The sequence below is a fragment of the Vibrio rotiferianus genome, from assembly GCF_002214395.1.
Classification (GTDB): domain Bacteria; phylum Pseudomonadota; class Gammaproteobacteria; order Enterobacterales; family Vibrionaceae; genus Vibrio; species Vibrio rotiferianus.
This window is the reverse complement of sequence record NZ_CP018312.1, coordinates 583,521-601,206: the sequence shown is the minus strand read 5'-3', so window position 1 is coordinate 601,206 and position 17,686 is coordinate 583,521. Positions and strand designations below refer to the sequence as shown.

At 47.1% G+C, this 17,686-nt stretch carries 12 protein-coding genes; 5 read left to right on the top strand and 7 right to left on the bottom strand.

Annotated features, from left to right (window positions below; all coding sequences use genetic code 11):
* Window positions 1–9 precede the first annotated feature (9 nt).
* The 3 genes from panE to csdA are packed head-to-tail and all read left to right on the top strand — an operon-like array spanning window position 10 to window position 2,707.
* Entirely contained in the window at window positions 10–897 is an 888-nt protein-coding gene (gene panE, locus BSZ04_RS11810; RefSeq protein ID WP_088880456.1) for a 2-dehydropantoate 2-reductase, read from the top strand.
* The gene (locus BSZ04_RS11805) at window positions 897–1,496 is read left to right on the top strand and encodes a DJ-1 family glyoxalase III (protein WP_010449859.1); all 600 of its coding nucleotides are present in this window, start codon (window positions 897–899) and stop codon (window positions 1,494–1,496) included. The genes panE and BSZ04_RS11805 overlap by 1 nt, the downstream gene beginning before the upstream one ends.
* Window positions 1,496–2,707: a cysteine desulfurase CsdA gene (csdA, locus tag BSZ04_RS11800; protein WP_088880455.1), complete on the top strand. Its 1,212-nt coding sequence runs from the start codon at window positions 1,496–1,498 to the stop codon at window positions 2,705–2,707. The genes BSZ04_RS11805 and csdA overlap by 1 nt, the downstream gene beginning before the upstream one ends.
* 102 nt (window positions 2,708–2,809) lie before the next feature.
* Here csdA and csdE read toward each other — a convergent pair whose 3' ends face one another.
* The 4 genes from csdE to BSZ04_RS11780 form a co-directional block, all read right to left on the bottom strand.
* Entirely contained in the window at window positions 2,810–3,238 is a 429-nt protein-coding gene (csdE, locus tag BSZ04_RS11795; protein ID WP_088880454.1) for a cysteine desulfurase sulfur acceptor subunit CsdE, read from the bottom strand.
* A 21-nt stretch (window positions 3,239–3,259) separates the two neighbouring features.
* The gene (gene tcdA / locus BSZ04_RS11790) at window positions 3,260–4,069 is read right to left on the bottom strand and encodes a tRNA cyclic N6-threonylcarbamoyladenosine(37) synthase TcdA (protein WP_005427322.1); all 810 of its coding nucleotides are present in this window, start codon (window positions 4,067–4,069) and stop codon (window positions 3,260–3,262) included.
* Window positions 4,070–4,171: 102 nt separating this feature from the next.
* Window positions 4,172–5,275, bottom strand: coding sequence for a murein transglycosylase A (mltA, locus tag BSZ04_RS11785; protein WP_010449867.1), 1,104 nt, complete (start codon window positions 5,273–5,275; stop codon window positions 4,172–4,174).
* 262 nt (window positions 5,276–5,537) lie between these two features.
* On the bottom strand, window positions 5,538–5,984 hold the full coding sequence (locus tag BSZ04_RS11780) for a DUF2850 domain-containing protein (protein WP_088880453.1): 447 nt from the start codon (window positions 5,982–5,984) through the stop codon (window positions 5,538–5,540).
* A 164-nt stretch (window positions 5,985–6,148) separates the two neighbouring features.
* On the opposite strand from BSZ04_RS11780, the gene argA reads away from it, so the two are divergent.
* Window positions 6,149–7,486, top strand: coding sequence for an amino-acid N-acetyltransferase (gene argA, locus BSZ04_RS11775; RefSeq protein WP_088880452.1), 1,338 nt, complete (start codon window positions 6,149–6,151; stop codon window positions 7,484–7,486).
* 261 nt (window positions 7,487–7,747) lie between these two features.
* The gene (locus BSZ04_RS11770) at window positions 7,748–7,936 is read left to right on the top strand and encodes a hypothetical protein (RefSeq protein ID WP_010449872.1); all 189 of its coding nucleotides are present in this window, start codon (window positions 7,748–7,750) and stop codon (window positions 7,934–7,936) included.
* 37 nt (window positions 7,937–7,973) lie between these two features.
* On the opposite strand, the gene recD is transcribed toward BSZ04_RS11770, so the two are convergent.
* The 3 genes from recD to recC all read right to left on the bottom strand — a co-directional run bounded on the left by recD (window position 7,974) and on the right by recC (window position 17,566).
* Window positions 7,974–10,133, bottom strand: coding sequence for an exodeoxyribonuclease V subunit alpha (recD, locus tag BSZ04_RS11765; RefSeq protein ID WP_088880451.1), 2,160 nt, complete (start codon window positions 10,131–10,133; stop codon window positions 7,974–7,976).
* The gene (gene recB / locus BSZ04_RS11760; RefSeq protein ID WP_088880450.1) at window positions 10,133–13,771 is read right to left on the bottom strand and encodes an exodeoxyribonuclease V subunit beta; all 3,639 of its coding nucleotides are present in this window, start codon (window positions 13,769–13,771) and stop codon (window positions 10,133–10,135) included. Before recB ends, recD begins: the two co-directional genes overlap by 1 nt.
* A gap of 321 nt (window positions 13,772–14,092) precedes the next feature.
* Window positions 14,093–17,566, bottom strand: coding sequence for an exodeoxyribonuclease V subunit gamma (gene recC / locus BSZ04_RS11755; protein ID WP_088881590.1), 3,474 nt, complete (start codon window positions 17,564–17,566; stop codon window positions 14,093–14,095).
* Window positions 17,567–17,686: the final 120 nt, after the last annotated feature.

Here is a 17,686-nt window from a genome sequence, read left to right as displayed (position 1 = left end):
GAGCGTTTGGTGAATATTCTTATCCTTGGTCCGGGAGCGGTTGGCTCACTATGGGCGACCAAATTTCAATTTGCTGGGCACAATGTTTCCTTATGGGGAAGAACCTCTGATAGTAAGCAACAGCTTCAACTTGATGACGATCCTGCAATTAGCTTCGCTAATCAGCACCTTCCTTCTGTACAAGCCGCAGATCTGATTGTTGTGACGGTAAAAGCATGGCAAGTTGAAGCGGCAATTGAACCTCTTCTTCCCTACATCAGCGAAGACACCATCGTGATGTTAATGCACAACGGCATGGGAACCGCACCACTCATCGAGGCAAAGCTTGCTGGTAACCCAATCGTAATTGCAACAACCACACACGGTGCTTATAAACCAAGTAAAGAGCAGGTGCTTCATACTGGCCATGGATACACACAACTGGGTGGCTTTAATCCGAAAGGTGCTCAGTGTGGCTTTCTTGCAGATGTGATGAACCACGCTTTGCCCGAGGTAAATTGGAACTCAAACATCAACGCTGCATTGTGGACCAAACTTGCGATCAATTGCGCAATCAACCCCCTGACTGCCATCCATCAATGCAAGAATGGTGAGCTTGCCGCTCCTGAGTTTGCCACCGAGTTGACTAACATCACTCATGAGTTAGTGGAAGTCATGAATAAAGAAGAGATCGAGGTAGATTTTGACTCTCTTCACGCCACTATTATGCAAGTGGTTAACGCTACAGCGGCCAACTACTCTTCTATGAGGCAAGATGTTTTTCACCAACGTCGTACCGAGATAGACTTTATTACTGGTTATCTACTGCAAGCCGCCGAAAAGCATCATATTAGCACGCCAGAGAACGCCAAACTCTATCAACGTATCAAACAGATTGAACAAAGCTGGACAGAATAATGAACAAAAAGATCTTAGTACCTATCGCTCCGGGCACAGAAGAAATGGAAGCGGTAACCGTTATCGATTTAATGGTTCGAGCAGGCTATGACGTAACGGTCGCAAGCGCAGATTTCGATGGTGCACTTACTATGAAAGCGTCTCGTGGTGTGACACTTACCGCGGATTGCAAGCTGGTTGATGTTGCCGATGACGAGTTTGATGCGATTGTTCTATCTGGTGGCGTAGGTGGTGCAGAAACCTTCCGTGATAGCACCATCATGATTGAGATCCTGAAACAGCATATGTACGAAGGTAAACTGGTTGCGGCAATTTGTGCTGCTCCTGCTTTGGTTTTACAACACCACAACCTTTACCCTGAAGCTCTGATGACATGTCACCCAAGCTTCCAATCTCATATTCCGGAAGACAAATGGCGAGCAAAACGTGTCACCATGGACGTGAATCACAATCTACTGACAAGCCAGGGACCAGGAACCGCACTTGAGTTCGCTATGGAAATCATTATCAAACTTTCCGGTAAAGAGCATGGATGGATGGTTGCAGAGCCGTTAGTCACTATCCCAACACTGCATTATCACGAGCTCGGTGACGAATAATGTTTGACGTAAACGCTGTACGCGAACAGTTCCCAGCTCTGAATCAAGACGTCAACCAGTCACCTTTGGTTTACCTTGATAGCGCAGCAACAACACAAAAGCCACAGTGCGTGATCGATGTGATTAGCCATTACTACAGTGCACAAAATGCTAACGTGCACCGTGGCAGTCACAGCTTAACAGCCAACGCGACCAGTCAATTTGAAGCGGCTCGTGAAACCGTTGCGAAGTTCATTGGGGCAAGCAGTTCCAAAGAAATCATTTGGACTCGCGGCGCAACCGAAGCACTAAATCTAATCGCGCAAACTTATGCCCGAAGCTCGCTCCAAGCAGGTGATGAAATCCTGATCAGTGAAATGGAACATCACGCCAACATCGTGCCTTGGCAAATTGTCGCAGAGCAAACGGGCGCGAAAATCGTTAAAGTTCCGATGACCTCCGATTGCCAATTCGATATCAGTGCATTTGAAGCATTGTTGTCGGAGCGCTGTAAAATCGTAGCATGTGCACAAATCACCAATGTGACGGGTTCTCGTCAACCTATTGAGAAAATCATCGCTAAGGCGCATGCGGTAGGCGCGGTTGTTGTTGTTGATGGTGCACAAGGTATTGTTCATGAACCGTTGAACTTGGCAGAGCTCGATGCTGATTTCTATGTCTTCTCTGGTCACAAACTGTATGCACCTGCAGGGATTGGCGTGCTGTATGGCAAGCTTGAACTTTTAGAAGCGATGCCACCATGGCACGGCGGCGGCAAAATGGTCGAAAGAGTCTCGTTCGAGAAAACCACCTTCTCTGCCTTGCCGGGTAAGTTTGAGGCGGGCACACCGAACGTCGCTGGCGCGATTGCGCTAGCAAAAGCTATCGATTGGTACCAAGGCTTTAACCAAACCGCTGTAGAGGCACATCTGCATTCTCTGCAGGAAAAAGCTTACCAAGCACTGACTCAGCTGGACGACATTCAAATCCTCGGTTATCAGCCGAGTGCTTCGGTGCTTACTTTTGTGATGGACGGCGTTCACCACCAAGACATTGCTACACTGCTTGACCAACAAGGTATCGCTGTTCGTGCTGGGCATCACTGTGCTCACCCTCTGATGGATGCGCTCAACGTCAAAGGTACGGTGCGTGTTTCTTTTGGTATCTACAATACGTTAGAAGATGTTGAGAAGCTGATTGCAGCCGTCGAGAAAGCAGTCGATATGCTTTAACAATCAAGGTACCAATCTAGATACATAGAAAAAGGGTTGAAACCATTTGGCTTCAACCCTTTTTCTTTGTTTTGTTCTTTATGCGGTGTTAACTAATCGCAATTACTGAGCCTGTGTTTTGATCTGCTCAACAATCGCTTTCAAACCGTTGCCACGCGATGGGTTTAGATGAGCAATTAAACCCAGCTTTTCAAAGTAAGCATCAATATCAAACGTTTGGATTTGCTCTGCCGTTTTGCCGTCGTAAGCTGCCATCACCAAGGCAATCAGGCCACGAACGATACGCGCGTCAGAATCAGCGCAGAAGTGCCATACGCCTTCTTGCTCTTTACTCACCAACCACACTAGGCTTTCACAACCAGATACCGTAACTTGTTCTGATTTAAACTCTTCAGGCATTTGAGGCAGCTTTTTACCCCATTGAATCACCTGACGGTAACGGTCTTCCCAACCTTTAAATTGCTGCATGGTTGCGGCGATGTCTTCACTGGTGATGTCGGTGCCAAACGGCGAAACAGGAAAATCAGTCATTGGTGCGCTCTCTTCTTTGAATTACTTCTTATGCTTTTGAATCAGCTTTTCAACGATGCGTGATACCGCAACAAAACCGAACGTTGCTGTTACGACCGTCGCCGCACCAAAACCACTCGCACAGTCCATACGTTTTGGACCTTCTGCTGTCGATTTCACGCCACATACTGAACCATCGGCTTGTGGGTACTTCAATTGCTCCGTAGAGAAAACACAATCAATACCAAACTTACGCGCTGGATTTTTCGGGAAATTATGATGACGACGCAATGTATCTTTGATCTTCTTCGCCAGTGGGTCTTGGATAGTCTTGGTCAGATCCGCCACCATGATTTGAGTTGGATCGATTTGACCACCAGCACCGCCTGTCGTGATCACTTTGATCTTGTTGCTACGACAGTAAGCCAGTAGAGACGCTTTTGCTTTTACGCTATCGATCGCATCCAACACGTAATCGAACTCTTTGCTCAAGTACTCGTGCTGGTTATCTGGCGTGATGAAATCGTCAATCAGATTGACCTTACACTCTGGGTTAATCAGCTTAACGCGCTCTGCCATCACTTCAATTTTGCTTTGACCAACCGTGCCTGTCATCGCATGGATTTGGCGGTTAATGTTAGTCACACACACGTCATCCATATCAATAAGTGTCAGCTCACCAATACCAGTACGTGCCAGCGCTTCTACCGCCCAAGAACCTACGCCACCAATACCAATCACGCACACGTGTGCAGCACGAAGAATTTCTACTTCGCTGTTGCCGTAGAGACGACGAGTGCCACCAAAACGTTGGTTGTAGCTGTCAGATGCCGGAGTATCGAGTTCACGCATATTGAAGTTCCAGATGATCGATAGAAAAACAAAGAGTGCGATTTATACGCACTCTTTGATGAAATGTCTAGATGATGAGAGGCGATTCCTCTCGCTAGGCGCTTATTGTAACTTCTCTGGCGGCAAAGCCCAAGGTGCTTGCGTTGGGGTATTTTCCAGACCGAGTTTCCACACACGACCAAAGTGCTTGTAGTGACCCGCTTCTGTGCCAGCACGTGGTCCCATACCGTGGTAAAGGTCAAGATGGTTTTGCTTCACCGCACCGCCAGTGTCTAGCACAATAAGAAGACGAAGCTGATGTGCCCCGCTCCATGTACCGTCTTTATTAAGCAATGGTACTTCAGCTAGGATTGGTGTGCCCATAGGTAGAATTGAGCGATCACCTGCAACCGATGCCATTGGTAATAGAGGAATACCTGCTGACCCCGTTACTGGCGCATCCGCCTGCGGCGCAAAGAAGACATAAGAAGGGTTTTGCTCTAGCAATTCACGAACTGCCGCCTCATCATTTGCCATCACCCACTCTTTGATTGCCTTTAATGACATCTTTTCACGTGGCACTTCACCACGATCAATCAAAATACGACCAATGCTTACGTACGCTTTGTTGTTCTTGCCTGCGTAAGCGAAGTATTCCAACGTGTCGTCATCTTCAAAGTGAACAAAGCCGCTGCCCTGCACTTCCATCATAAACGGATCAATCATATTTGGTGCGTAGCCAAGCTCTAGGCCTTGCCCCTCTAATGCACCGTTATAAATCTCTGCACGAGTCGGACAGTCCGAGCTGCAAGTCGGCTTGCCATAAACTGGGTACTTAAACTTAGCATTTGGCTCGTGACGCAATTCCATCACTGGTGAGAAATAACCCGTGAATAACACATTACCCTTTTTGTCACCGCCCCCAAGTTGAGCGGCCTGAATGCCGAAAGCACTTAACGCTGTGGTATCACCACTTTGCAACGCCCACTCACTCAACTTCTCGTAAAGTGGTTGGTACATTTTTGCCATTGAAGGCGACTTGGTTACAACTTGCTCTGCTTGCTTGTTGAACTCAGTAAAGTCTTGCGGCTTGTTAGATTCAACCACATTCACTTCATTGAGTATGTTGGTAAATTCACCATCCAGATATTGTTGAGCACGATCTGTTGGTTGAGCACAGCCAAAGAGAAGGCTTAACGTCATTAGGGGTAGGAGTTTTTTATGCACGGAGGATTTCCACAGTTAAATATAGCGAAAGGATGACAAACAAATAACTACGAAGCAATTGAAAAGCTGCGACAAAGTGTATCAACAATGAGCGAATACACGAGCGCCTCGTACAGTTCATCAACCAAATATATTTATAGCAGAGGAAAATAAAGGAAATGTCCAAGCAATGTTTGATATTGCAGATCCGGTCAGCCAGAGAAAATTACATCGACAGATGTTAAACCATCGCTTCCATGCGATGAACAAGTGGTTCGGAGTTCTAGCGTAGAGACAAGTCGCTTTTGCCTTCTAAACGGAAGACTGGCAAATAATGCGCATTTGAGTCCAACTTCATTTCAGTATGATTTTGTCCCACGAATTCAAACTCTCTTACCTTAGAGCCCACCTTATACGAAAAGGTTTTACCGTCAAACTCAAAATCAGTGGCTACGGTAGAGCCCTGAACGACGATGCCCCTTTCACTGACAATGAACTCTTCACGAGCGTAAGGCGCAACCTCTTGCTCAATCCACTTACCATAGATAAGAGACTTTGGTACCGGCTTATATACAAAACGACCAATCAAGTCTCCATAAACACCAATAACAGCAAGCGTTCCGACTAAGGCAATAAACATCAGTGCACGTTCAATCCACTTACGGGTATTGGTTTTTTTCTGAGTTGGCTGTTCGTTGATAGCAGCGTTTTTTTTCGCTAAAGAAGACATCACACTTTCTTACTTTGAAACCACACACACATTCTACTCTTTTATAGTAAAAAGAATAAAGAGTGAGCAAATTGATGTTTGCTCTTTGTTCCAAAAAAACACCTTGCCAACAATTGAATAAAAAGACAATATTACAGCATAAATAAACACAAGGAATGGCTGTAGTGAAAATTCGTAGTACTGCTCTAGTTAAAGGATTCCGTCAATCCACACCCTATGTGAACGCCCACCGTGGTAAAACCATGGTCTTAATGTTAGGGGGAGAGGCGGTTGCGGATAAAAACTTTGGCAATATTATCAATGATATTGCGCTTATGCACAGTCTAGGAATTAAGGTAGTACTTGTTTATGGTGCTAGGCCACAAATTAATCAGCTACTAGAAAAACAAGACCTTACAACGCCGTACCACAAAAACGTTCGAATCACAGACGAAGCAGCACTTTCGGTAGTTATGCAGGCAGCAGGGCAACTACAACTGGCTATTACCGCACGTTTATCGATGAGCCTCAATAATACGCCGATGGCAGGAACACAACTTAACGTCGTGAGCGGTAACTTTGTGATTGCTCAGCCCCTCGGAGTGGATGACGGTATTGATTATTGCCACAGTGGTCGTATCCGTCGAATCGATACCAATGCTATCCATCGCACACTCGATCAAGGCTCAATTGTACTGCTTGGCCCTATTGCCAGCTCAGTGACAGGCGAGTGTTTTAATCTGCTCTCTGAAGAAGTTGCTACTCAACTTGCTATAAAACTAGGCGCATATAAGCTTATTGGCTTCTGTTCAGAGCAAGGTGTGATTGATGACAATGGCAACGCCGTCGCGGAGCTGTTCCCTATCGAAGCAGAACATGTCATTAAAAAGCTGACCGAGAACACCTCGCCGGACACCGACTACAACTCCGGTACATTACGTTTTCTTAAAGGCTCCATTGCAGCTTGCCGTGCAGGAGTGCCACGAAGCCACCTGATCAGCTACAAAGTGGATGGCGCGTTAATTCAAGAGCTTTTCTCTTTCGATGGCATCGGTACTCAAGTCGTGATGGCCAGTGCCGAACAGGTGCGCGAAGCCGATATCGATGACATTGGCGGTATCCTAGATTTGATCCGTCCACTAGAAGAACAAGGAGTCTTAGTGCGACGCTCACGTGAGCAACTTGAGCAAGAAATTAGTAAGTTCACCATCATAGAAAAAGACGGTTTGATAATAGGCTGTGCGGCTTTGTATCCATATATCGAAGAACGCAAAGCAGAAATGGCCTGCGTTGCAATTCACCCTGACTATCGAGATGGAAACCGAGGACTACTGCTGCTCAACTATATGAAGCATCGCTCAAAATCAGACTGCATTGACCAGATTTTTGTACTGACTACCCACAGTCTGCACTGGTTCAGAGAGCAAGGCTTTTACGAGGTGAATGTTGATTACCTACCTGTAGTAAAACAGGATCTGTATAACTTTCAGCGTAAGTCAAAAATCCTAGCGTTGGATCTTTAAACCACATGATCAACTAACATAAACCGTTCAATTAATGTGCAAACCATTACATTAAAATTGAATGAATATTTATCGTTGATTTATTCATCTGGTTGGCTATACTTTGCGCCAATGCGGTCAAAGTTTAACCGCTAAGGATCTAGGTGAGAGAACTCTCTCCACCCTAAAATACTCAGCATTAATTACGTTTCTGCTGAGTATCCGTATATCAAGGACAGCTGTTTATCTGACTTTTATTAAAGCCGAGAAGAGCACTGTTATATGAGAACTATTATTTGTAATTCGCTGCAAAGCTTTTGGGATATGGCTGATAATCATTTTCTAGAAGGCCTAGATGTGCATTGTGTGTTCCCTGTTAATGATGCCATCAGAGAGTTCATCTTAAGCTACCAAAAACAGTACAACATTAAGAGCGTGTCATTTACCAACGCTTTTAGTAAAGCCAGTTGATAGAAGAAGACCGAGCATCATGCTCGGTCTTTTTGTTTTAACTAGATAAGCGAGATACCAACCCACTCGCTCGGGTTGTTTTCACTTTAATACCGCGCTTGAGGACATTCATCTCAGCGTACATCGCAAGGCGTTTCTTGGCGCGAGTAATGCCGGTATAGATCAGTTCGCGAGTGAGAATTGGACTGAAATCTGGCGGCAAAATCATCAGCGTGTATTCAAACTCACTGCCCTGTGATTTATGAATGGTCATCGCATATGCGGTTTCATGCTCAGGCACTCGGCTTGGCAGCACCGACTTCACGCTGCCATCCGGCAATTCGAAGAACACTTTAAGACGCGGTTCACCTTCGCTGTCGTCTCGCATGCAAATGCCGATATCACCGTTATACAATCCCAAGCCATGATCGTTACGCGTGACCATCACTGGCCTGCCGTGATACCAAAGCTCGTCTTGGGTTTGAATCAACTTACGTGCAGCTAGTGCTTTTTCAATGCGTTGGTTTAAACCGGTCACACCAAAATCACCTTCACGGATGGCACACAATAATCGGCATTGATTAAAGGTATCCAGCACTGCTTTAGCTTTGTGGGTCAACGTTTCTGATTCCCCAGTCTTCTGGTCAATCTCTTGCTGCCCGATGCGTTTTAGATAACGACCATATTCGGCAACCAAAGTCTGCATCATCTGATTGTAATTTTGGCTACTCAGTGCGAAATGCTCGATATCAGCAAAATCACGATTCCAAACGTCATCTACTTTTGCGGCTGAGCCAGCGTTGACCGCTTTTGCTAGCTGGCCGATACCAGAGCGAGCATCGAATCGGTAACTCTTTTGCAGCATACACAAGCTATCGGCAATCGAAGCATTACTGTTGGTACTGTACGCCAAGGTGTCAAAGCCTGATAACTTCGCGACCGCAGACGCCTGCTCTTTGCCAAAACCGAATGCGTGGAACGAACAGATATCACCCAGCACCGCACCAGCTTCTACCGATGCCAACTGGTCTTTATCTCCGAGAAGAATCAAACGCGCATGCTTTGGTAGCGCATCGACGACTTTGTACATCATCGGCAGATCGACCATGGAGGCTTCATCCACCACTAAAATATCGAGGTGTAGCGGATTTTGTTTGTTGTGACGAAACTCTGCACTGTTTGGGATCGCGCCCAGTAGGCGATGCAAAGTGCTCGACTCGGTTGGAATTTTCGCTTTAAGCTCAGGCTCCACTGGCAGCTCTTGAATCGCTTTACCAATAGACTCCGTCAAACGAGCTGCCGCTTTACCCGTTGGCGCCACCAGCTTGATGGTGAGGTTTTTCTCTTGTCCTGCTTGCTCAATCAATGCGGCAAGCAGTTTGGTTACCGTAGTAGTTTTACCCGTACCCGGACCACCGGAAATCACCGCAAAACGACGCGTCAGTGCTACCGCTGCCGCGACCTTCTGCCAGTTGACACAAGCTGACAACGGTACCAGTTTGTCCAGCACTTGCAGATCGTGAACTTGTTTCGCTTGGCAGACTGCCGCATCAATGGCTGACCAATCGAGACTGTCTACAGTGACCACATCCACATGGTCACAGACTAGCTGCTGGCGTAGCACTTGGTTGCTAGTTCCTGCCTCTGTCGCTTTGGCTAATGCATTGAACAAAAAGTGATACTGACGAGCAAATAAATGATGCAGCAACTCAGACAAACGTGTGAACTCTTGAGGCTGAAGGTTTACAGCCGCACTGAGTTGATTGAGCTTGTCCGCCAACGTCACTTCATAGTGCCAGTAACGATGCAAGTAGAGACGCTCACCATCAAACATCATTGGCAAGGCTTCACCTTGAGCACCAACCAAAGGCGACGCTTGCAGAAGCTCAACCCAGTTAACGCCTTGCAGCTGAGTATTAAGCGTCAGCGCAGACTCTCCAAACAGACCAAGCTTACTGGCAAGGTCTGCTGGTTGCCCTTGGCCATCAAACAAAGGCAAACAGATGTGTCCTTTCCCCAGTTCACTGCTGAGCACGCCAGCAATAAAAGCCAGTTCTTGGCTGTTCACTTGTTGCTCAACTTGCGAATAGATAAAGCGCGCGAGCTGGAAATCCAATTGGCGAATCGCCCCTTTATTTGCTAGCGATTCTAACGTTGCCAATAGATCTGGCGTTGCCATCGCACTGCTTTGCTCAGAAAGAAGATCATTGGTTTTCATCAAATTAACTCCATCTGCCCCGATTCACTGGATCGCGTGTCAGGTGCTTGACCATCAATCAAATGATCCATCTCTTGTAAAAATTCAAAGGTTGGCTTGGCAGAAAAAATACCATGATCACTTTGCCCATCCATACCACGCAAGAACAGGTAATAAACACCGCCAAAGTGCTGTTCATAATCATAATTTGGCAATCTGCTACGCAAGAAACGATGCAGTGCCAAAGCATAGATTTGGTATTGCAGATCGTAGCGATGATCCGCCATCGCCGACTTCAACGCATCGCCATGATAATGGAATACATCATCACCTAAGTGGTTCGATTTCCAGTCGAGGACGTAGTATTTGCCTTGGTACTCAAACACCAAGTCAATAAAGCCTTTCAACATGCCTTGCACGGTTTGGAAACCCAAATCGCCCGCTTTGGCAGAGAGCGGATCATGACGTTGAATCACGCGGTTCAATGCAGGTGCAGACAGTACTTCAATCGGTAATAAGAATTCCATCTCAACCAAACGTTGCGCCGGACCTTTTTGATTGAGCAGTAGTGCTTTGCTATCCAAAGGCGTTGCCAGCACGGTATCAATCAACTGTTGCAGAATTGGTAGCCACTCTTCATCAAGCTGCTCACTTTCCATTAAACCGAGGATAATTTGGGTGTTCTCTTCCGTTGTCGCTGGTTGAGTAAACTCAATTTCCTCAAATAAGCTGTGCAGAAAAGTACCCGGACGTGCGCCGCGCGGGAAGTTGAAGATAGAGCGTTCTGGCTCAACCAATTCCGCCTCATCTTGCTCTTCTGAAGAATCGATATCAAAGCCGGTGATTTCAATCGTCGCGTCATGTTCAGCATGATGAGAACCTTGCTTAACCAAGCCCGAGTAACTGGTGATGCGCCAGTTTCTATCAATCGGGTTTTGCAGCTCTTTGGCAGTCAACGCTTCTAACTCGGTTTGCTCCGCAACATATATCTCGTCGTGCTGCTTTGGAGGGTCACAAATCATGACGTTATCGAGATTCTCTTGTTGCTTCTTCAACCCAACAAACAAATCGTTAATGCCGCCCTCTTGACCATTTTGCACCAAGTAACCAATTGCGCTGTGATGCACGCCAGTTGGCTCTTTGGTTGAGCGACCATTGCGTAGTGGTGAAGCACCAATAAAGCAGGCATACACGGCACGCGTTAGCGCTACATAGATGAGGCGCAAGTCTTCAGCAAGGCGCTCGTTATCTGCCTGTTTTAACGACGCATCATTGCCCGTGATATCAAGTACGGTGCGATCGTTCTCAGCGTCGTAGTATTTGGCTTCACTCGCTTCTCGGTAGCCAAACACAAATGGCAAGAAGACCAAGTCATATTCCAGGCCTTTAGATTTGTGAATGGTGACGATTTGCACCAAGTTACGCTCTGATTCCAAACGCTGAATTTGGTCATCGCTGCCACCTAGCCCATGTTCTGCATCGCTGATGGATTGGGCTAACCAACGCAGCAAGCCGTGGTCGCTGTCTAATTCGTTGCTCGCTTGCTGCAATAGCTCACCAATGTGCATCAGATCGGTAAGTACTCGCTCACCGTTTTCGCTTTGTGAACTCGACCCTTCTTCTAGCAAACGTTCAGCAATATGACGCTTGCTGATCACTGCACGCAGCATAGGTAGCACACCACGTTGCACCCAAAGCTTACGGTATTCTTTGAACTCGTTAACCGTATTTTCCCACACGGTTTCGTCGTTATTGAGGGCGTCTAAACTTGCCGCATCCAGAGCGAATAATTCTGATGCTAGGCTGGCACGTAATGCTCTGTCGTTTTCTGGCGTTAATACCGCTTGCAGCAAACGCTGTAAGTCTTGTGCGACGGAACTGGTAAACACGCTATCGCGGTTGGACAAATACACACTAGCAATGCCTTGGTCTGCTAACGCCTGTTTGACCATGCGACCTTCGCTACCCGTTCGCACCAACACTGCAATGTCACCCGCTTTGACTGGCTTTTGCTTTTCTCCATTGACCAAACACGCTTCGCCTTGTTGCGCCGCGGTCAAAATAGTTTGAATTTGGCTTGCTGTCGCCTCTGCCATAGCAGTGAGGTATTCGCCTTTTGGCAGAGGTTTATCTTCCGTTTCTTGCAGCCAATAAGTCAGCGCAGGTTGCTTTTGACCACCTATAGTCCAAACGCGTTTGTCAGCACTTGGGCTGTAATCCACGGGGTGGAATGGAATGTCGGAGTCATAAATAAACGGGCTGTCTGGCAGAGCAAAAATCTGGTTCACTGCCAATACCATATCGGCACTTGAGCGCCAGTTGGTGCCAAGCGTGTAGTGAGCACTAACTTGGTTACGAGCCTTGATGTAAGTGAAGATGTCCGCCCCACGGAAACCGTAAATCGCCTGCTTCGGATCACCGATCATAAACAAACCGCACTCTGGGTTATCTAAATAAATGCGGCTAAAAATACTGTATTGCAGTGGGTCGGTATCTTGGAATTCGTCGATCATCGCAACCGGATAAAGCGTACGGATACGCTCTGTCAGTATTGCGGTTTCATCGGTATCAATCGAGGCAGAAAGCTGAGTCAGCAAGTCATCAAATGACAACCATTGCTTCTGATTTTTTGCTTTTGCCAGCATCACGCGACAATGCTCAATCGCATGCGCTAATAATGGCGCTTTTAAGCTTATTGGGTTGGCAAGAAAAGCTTCAATCGCCTCAAACACTGGGTGCTGTGGCGCAGTGCCTTTCGGCGTTTTCTCAAATAACACATTCTGCGCGAACTTCTCCAACTTATCTGGATAGTCATAGCCCGTGGTTTCTGTCGCAGCCCAAGCGTTGACCGCTTCTAGCCACGTCGGTAAAGACTTTTTGGTGTAGCTGCGCTTGTTGACGTCGGAATCAGCAATCAGTGCGAGGAAATCCTCTTGGCTATCACGCCACTGGCCTTTCAAAGCATCAATTTGCTTTAAGTTTTGCTCATGCAAATCGGCAAGGCTACCTTGCATTGCAGGGACAGAGAGACTTAGCGGTGCACCCGTGAGGTAGTTGCTAATGTCATACAACAGATCCGATGGCGAACCCCATAGTTGGCGTACTTCTCCCGCCAAAGCGAATGGCAGCGGGTAGAAGTTACGACGCCAGTAATCGGCAACCACTTGCGCTTTAAGATGGCTTTCGTCTGTCACAAACTCATTATTGAAACGACTACCAGATTCAAATGCGTTTTGCGTCAGCATGCGTTGGCAGAAACCGTGAATGGTGTACACCGCGGCTTCATCCATTTGGCGCTCTGCTTGCAAAAGGATCTCGGCGGCTTGCTTATGATCCTCAATTTCTTCCAATAAAGGCTGAATCACAGGATCTGAGCTTTTCCCGCGAGCGAATGCGATCCTCGCGTCATGAATACGCGCACGAATACGATCACGCAGCTCCGCCGTTGCGGCTTCGGTAAAGGTCACCACCAGAATTTGATCCACGGTCAACGGCACGCGGTGTTTGGTATCTGTCGTGCCATGCCCTAGTAGGAGTCGCAGATACAAACCCGCGATGGTAAAGGTTTTACCCGTACCTGCCGATGCTTCAATTAACCTTGCACCATGCAGTGGAAAAGTCATGGTTTGCAGTGGAGTTGGAACTGACATTTGCGCCATAACGCTGAATCTCTCCGGATTATCGACTGACCGAACTGTGATCTGTCGTTAAAAATTCTATTTATATGTCTAACAAGTTGGAATATTTAGAGGTTAGTGGGATCTCACTCACGGTTATCCTGATCTTCAACCGCTAGTATGCGCGTCACGAGATGAGCACTGATAACAGATCAATCACTTTAACGTATTGATAAATGATCAGGCTAAACACTCAAACGAATCATGGTCCCTCTGACCTTGTGGCCGTACAGCGAACGCCCTACAAAAAATAATGATTTTCTGGCGGCCACCCTACTCTCTTTTTTGTCTAAATAATCCAACTTACTTTTCATCATCGGCATCCATCGCCGCCAATCTTGCGCCTTGAAGAACCAATGCGGTCAGCGTGCGAACTTCTGCTGCAAGCTCGTCATTCCAAGTAGACCAAATACGCGAAATATACGCGTTATTTCCTTCTCCTGGACTCATGTAGCCATCATTGAATGCATCCGCCATTTTCTTCAGCGATTTCTCTTCGTCATCAGCCCAATGACCACGACTAAAGCCCGCCTCAACGCACGCCAGTGCTGTTTTCGGGAAGTATGGTAATGGCTTGGTCATGCCTTCAAAAAACAAACGCACTAATTCAGCAAGTAGTTGTTTTGCTTGCGCAGCGTCTGCCATTGCTGGGTAAACCAAATGCACTGCGCCTTCCTTGCGGTCATAACCGATAACGTGGGTCTTTCTAGCGTGACCAGAGGCAGACATAGCAAGATGATCAATCCATGCAGCGAGGTAATCCTGCGCACGAATTTTACCGCTGCGGTAGCGAATCAAACCGGACTGATAGCATTGAGTTAGCCAACCGGTTAGACGGATGTTTTTTCCTTCACCAAGCACATCGAAGGTAAGGTCGATTTCTAAATCGTCTTGCGGAGCACCGGATAAGAACGCCAACTTATCCACCAGCTCTTCCGCTTGCACGCGGTTGGTTTCAAACTCGATATCACCAAATGCACCAACGGGTAACTTGCCCTGCGCGCGTTGCTCACTCATAAAGTGCTTGAGCACGTCTGCTTTTGCGGACGGTTGAGTAATGGCGGTTTCAAGCAAGGTTTCCAGTAGCTCATCACGCATTTGATAGCTTTCTAAGCCACCTAATAAGAAGGGTTCATCATCTTCCATCACGGGCAATGGTGGCTCGAACATCACTTTCAAACGGCGGTTAAAGAAATACTGAACAGGCAAACGCCAGAAGCGTTGTAATTCCACCAAGTCCAATTCGATTGGGAAGGTCGCACCGAGTAAGTAATCATCCAACGCGCGGTTAAATTCGCCACGAGCATGACCTTGCGATTGATTGCTTTGGGTCAACGCTGCCGGAATCCACTCTTTGGCATAGCTTGAATGAGAACCTTGGAATGCACTTGGGCTAAATGGCACCATGGCATGCACATTCACTAACTCGTTGAGTAATTTATCTCCGGAATCATCGACTGGCTGGTCTTGATCGCCATCTAAGCAGTAGTTCTGATGGCAATATTCCAATAACTCTGACACCAACACCGACGGCACTCGCTCGGTGTTATCTTGGATAGAACGCCCAACGTAACTGATGTACAAACTTTGCTGCGCAGACAGCACGGCTTCTAAGAATAGGTAACGGTCATCGTCTCGGCGTGAACGGTCACCCGGTTTAGTGCGCCCTGTCATTAAGTCAAAACCTTCCGGTGGCATTGAGCGCGGGTAAACACCATCGTTCATACCAAGCAGACACACGGTTCTAAATGGGATCGAGCGCATCGGCATCAGAGTACAGAAGTTCACTTGCCCAGCAAGGAAGCGCTGACTGACCCGTGTTCCTGACAGTTTGTTTTGCAGATACTGGCTAACAATAGAAGGCGACAAGGCATCATCAAATGCCGCATCGGTTAGCTGTTCTTTCAGTTGGCTTAAGGTATCTCGAATCGACTTGAGCGCCATTTCCCCTTCTAGCTCAACAGAGAAGAAGTCATCCAACATCGCCACCAAGGTTTCACGCCATGCATCAATCGACTGAACATGGGAAAGTTTGCGGCGATATTGGCTAATTTGTTGAATAAAATGGGCTAACTTACCAGCAAGTTCTGCGCCCATGCCTTGCACTTCATTGTATGGTGAGAGGCTACCTTCTTGCGCTTCAAACAAACCGGCAGATTCTGGCATCGCGTAACCTAATAACATACGCTGAATACCAAATTGCCATGTGTTTTGGCGTGTTTCTGGCAGTTCAAATTCGCTGCCCGTATGGCTATCTAGCCCCCAGCGAATGCCAGATTCTTCCACCCATTGTTTGGCTTGAAGGAAGTCATCTTCGCTTAAGTCGAATCGCTTCAAAATCGCTGGCGTTTCTAACAACTCAAGTAATTCAGAAGCCAAGCAACGTGTATTCGGTAAATTAACAAGTTGCATGAAAGCCGCCAAAATTGGGCTTTCTTGATCGGCCGTTCGGTCTGAAATCGAGTAAGGAATAAATCGCTCACCCGGCGCATTGCCGAACACCGCCTGAATCGCAGGGCTGTAGGCATTGATGTCTGCCACCATGACAATAATATCGCGCGGTTTCAGTGTTGGATCAGCATCGAACATCGCCAGAAGCTGATCGTGTAGCACTTCCACTTCTCGCATTGGGCTGTGGCAAGAGTGCAAGCTCAGAGATTTATCACCCAGACTCACCACTTGTTTGTGCTGGCTACTGTCAATTTTCTGATCGTCTTGGTGCTCTTCTAAGTTAAGAATGTCGGCTTGAAGTTGATGGAGCAGACTGTCTCGCTCGACATCAACAAATGCTTCAATCTCATGGGATTCGAGCTGTGACAACAGATACATGTTATCGCGCCCAAGTTTACCCATCGACGCCAACAAGCTGTTACCCACCACATCGGTATGCAGCTCATCAATCACGTTTTCTTCTAGTGAACCTTTTAACTGCTCACTCTCACCTTGTACTTCAGAATGGTCTTCTTGCCACACCACGTGCTGGCGATGTTTTGCTGCTAGGCGAGCTAGGAATTTACGGTCACGTACTTCACCCCAGTAATAACGACAAGGGTTGGTAAACATCAAGTGCACATCAATGTGTTCACCAATAGCTTTGAGCGCGTCCATGTAACGTGGCGGCAGTGAAGAGATACCAAACACAAACAGACGCTTCGGCAGATGATCAAAATTGCCGTTGAAGTTTTCGAGCGTATCAATGAAGTGTTCGTACAAATTGGCACGATGATAAGGCGATTGCTCCAAGGTCACGGTGTGGTCGTACAATGCCTGCCACAAAATCGGCTGCCATGGATGCTCATCTTCAAGTTCAGGCACCGTTTGTCCGGCTTCCCAACTTGCAATCCATTCTGGGCGGTACACCAAATAGCCATCGAAGATATCGGCAATTTTCTCCGCCAATTGATACAGCTTGGAGTTGTCACTGTCGTCCTGAAGATAACGAGCCAAAGGTTCGAATGACGCTTCGTTAAGTAAACCCGGAAGCAAGTGCATCAGCTTCCACGTCATGGCTTCTTTGTTGAAGGCACTGCGCTTAGGCACATCAGCCAATACTTGGGTGAACATGTCCCAAATAAAAGTCGCTGGCAGCGGAAACTCTAGGTTTGCCGCAACACCAAACTCTTTCGCCAATTCCATTTTCAACCACTGAGACATACCTGGGCTTTGCACCAGAATTTGCTCTTTCTCGAATGGGTTTTCTAATGGGTTGATGCGAATTAGTTCAACAAGAAGTGATTTGAGAACATCGACCTGATTGGAGTGATAGACAGTAAACAAAGTAAGTGCACCGAATGCCAATGGAAACTGCTAGCAAGCTTAGCACAGCCGCATTTATTCCTAGAGCGATCTCGATAGCTTAAATAACAAAAGGTTAGAGAACACTCAAACTCTGCGCAA

Coding starts and splice junctions, on each gene's coding strand:
- recB (WP_088880450.1), bottom strand. CDS start 13,771: ATGGCGCAAATGTCAGTTCCAACTCCACTGCAAACCATGACTTTTCCA.
- BSZ04_RS11805 (WP_010449859.1), top strand. CDS start 897: ATGAACAAAAAGATCTTAGTACCTATCGCTCCGGGCACAGAAGAAATG.
- tcdA (WP_005427322.1), bottom strand. CDS start 4,069: ATGCGTGAACTCGATACTCCGGCATCTGACAGCTACAACCAACGTTTT.
- csdA (WP_088880455.1), top strand. CDS start 1,496: ATGTTTGACGTAAACGCTGTACGCGAACAGTTCCCAGCTCTGAATCAA.
- BSZ04_RS11780 (WP_088880453.1), bottom strand. CDS start 5,984: ATGTCTTCTTTAGCGAAAAAAAACGCTGCTATCAACGAACAGCCAACT.
- recD (WP_088880451.1), bottom strand. CDS start 10,133: ATGAAAACCAATGATCTTCTTTCTGAGCAAAGCAGTGCGATGGCAACG.
- csdE (WP_088880454.1), bottom strand. CDS start 3,238: ATGACTGATTTTCCTGTTTCGCCGTTTGGCACCGACATCACCAGTGAA.
- BSZ04_RS11770 (WP_010449872.1), top strand. CDS start 7,748: ATGAGAACTATTATTTGTAATTCGCTGCAAAGCTTTTGGGATATGGCT.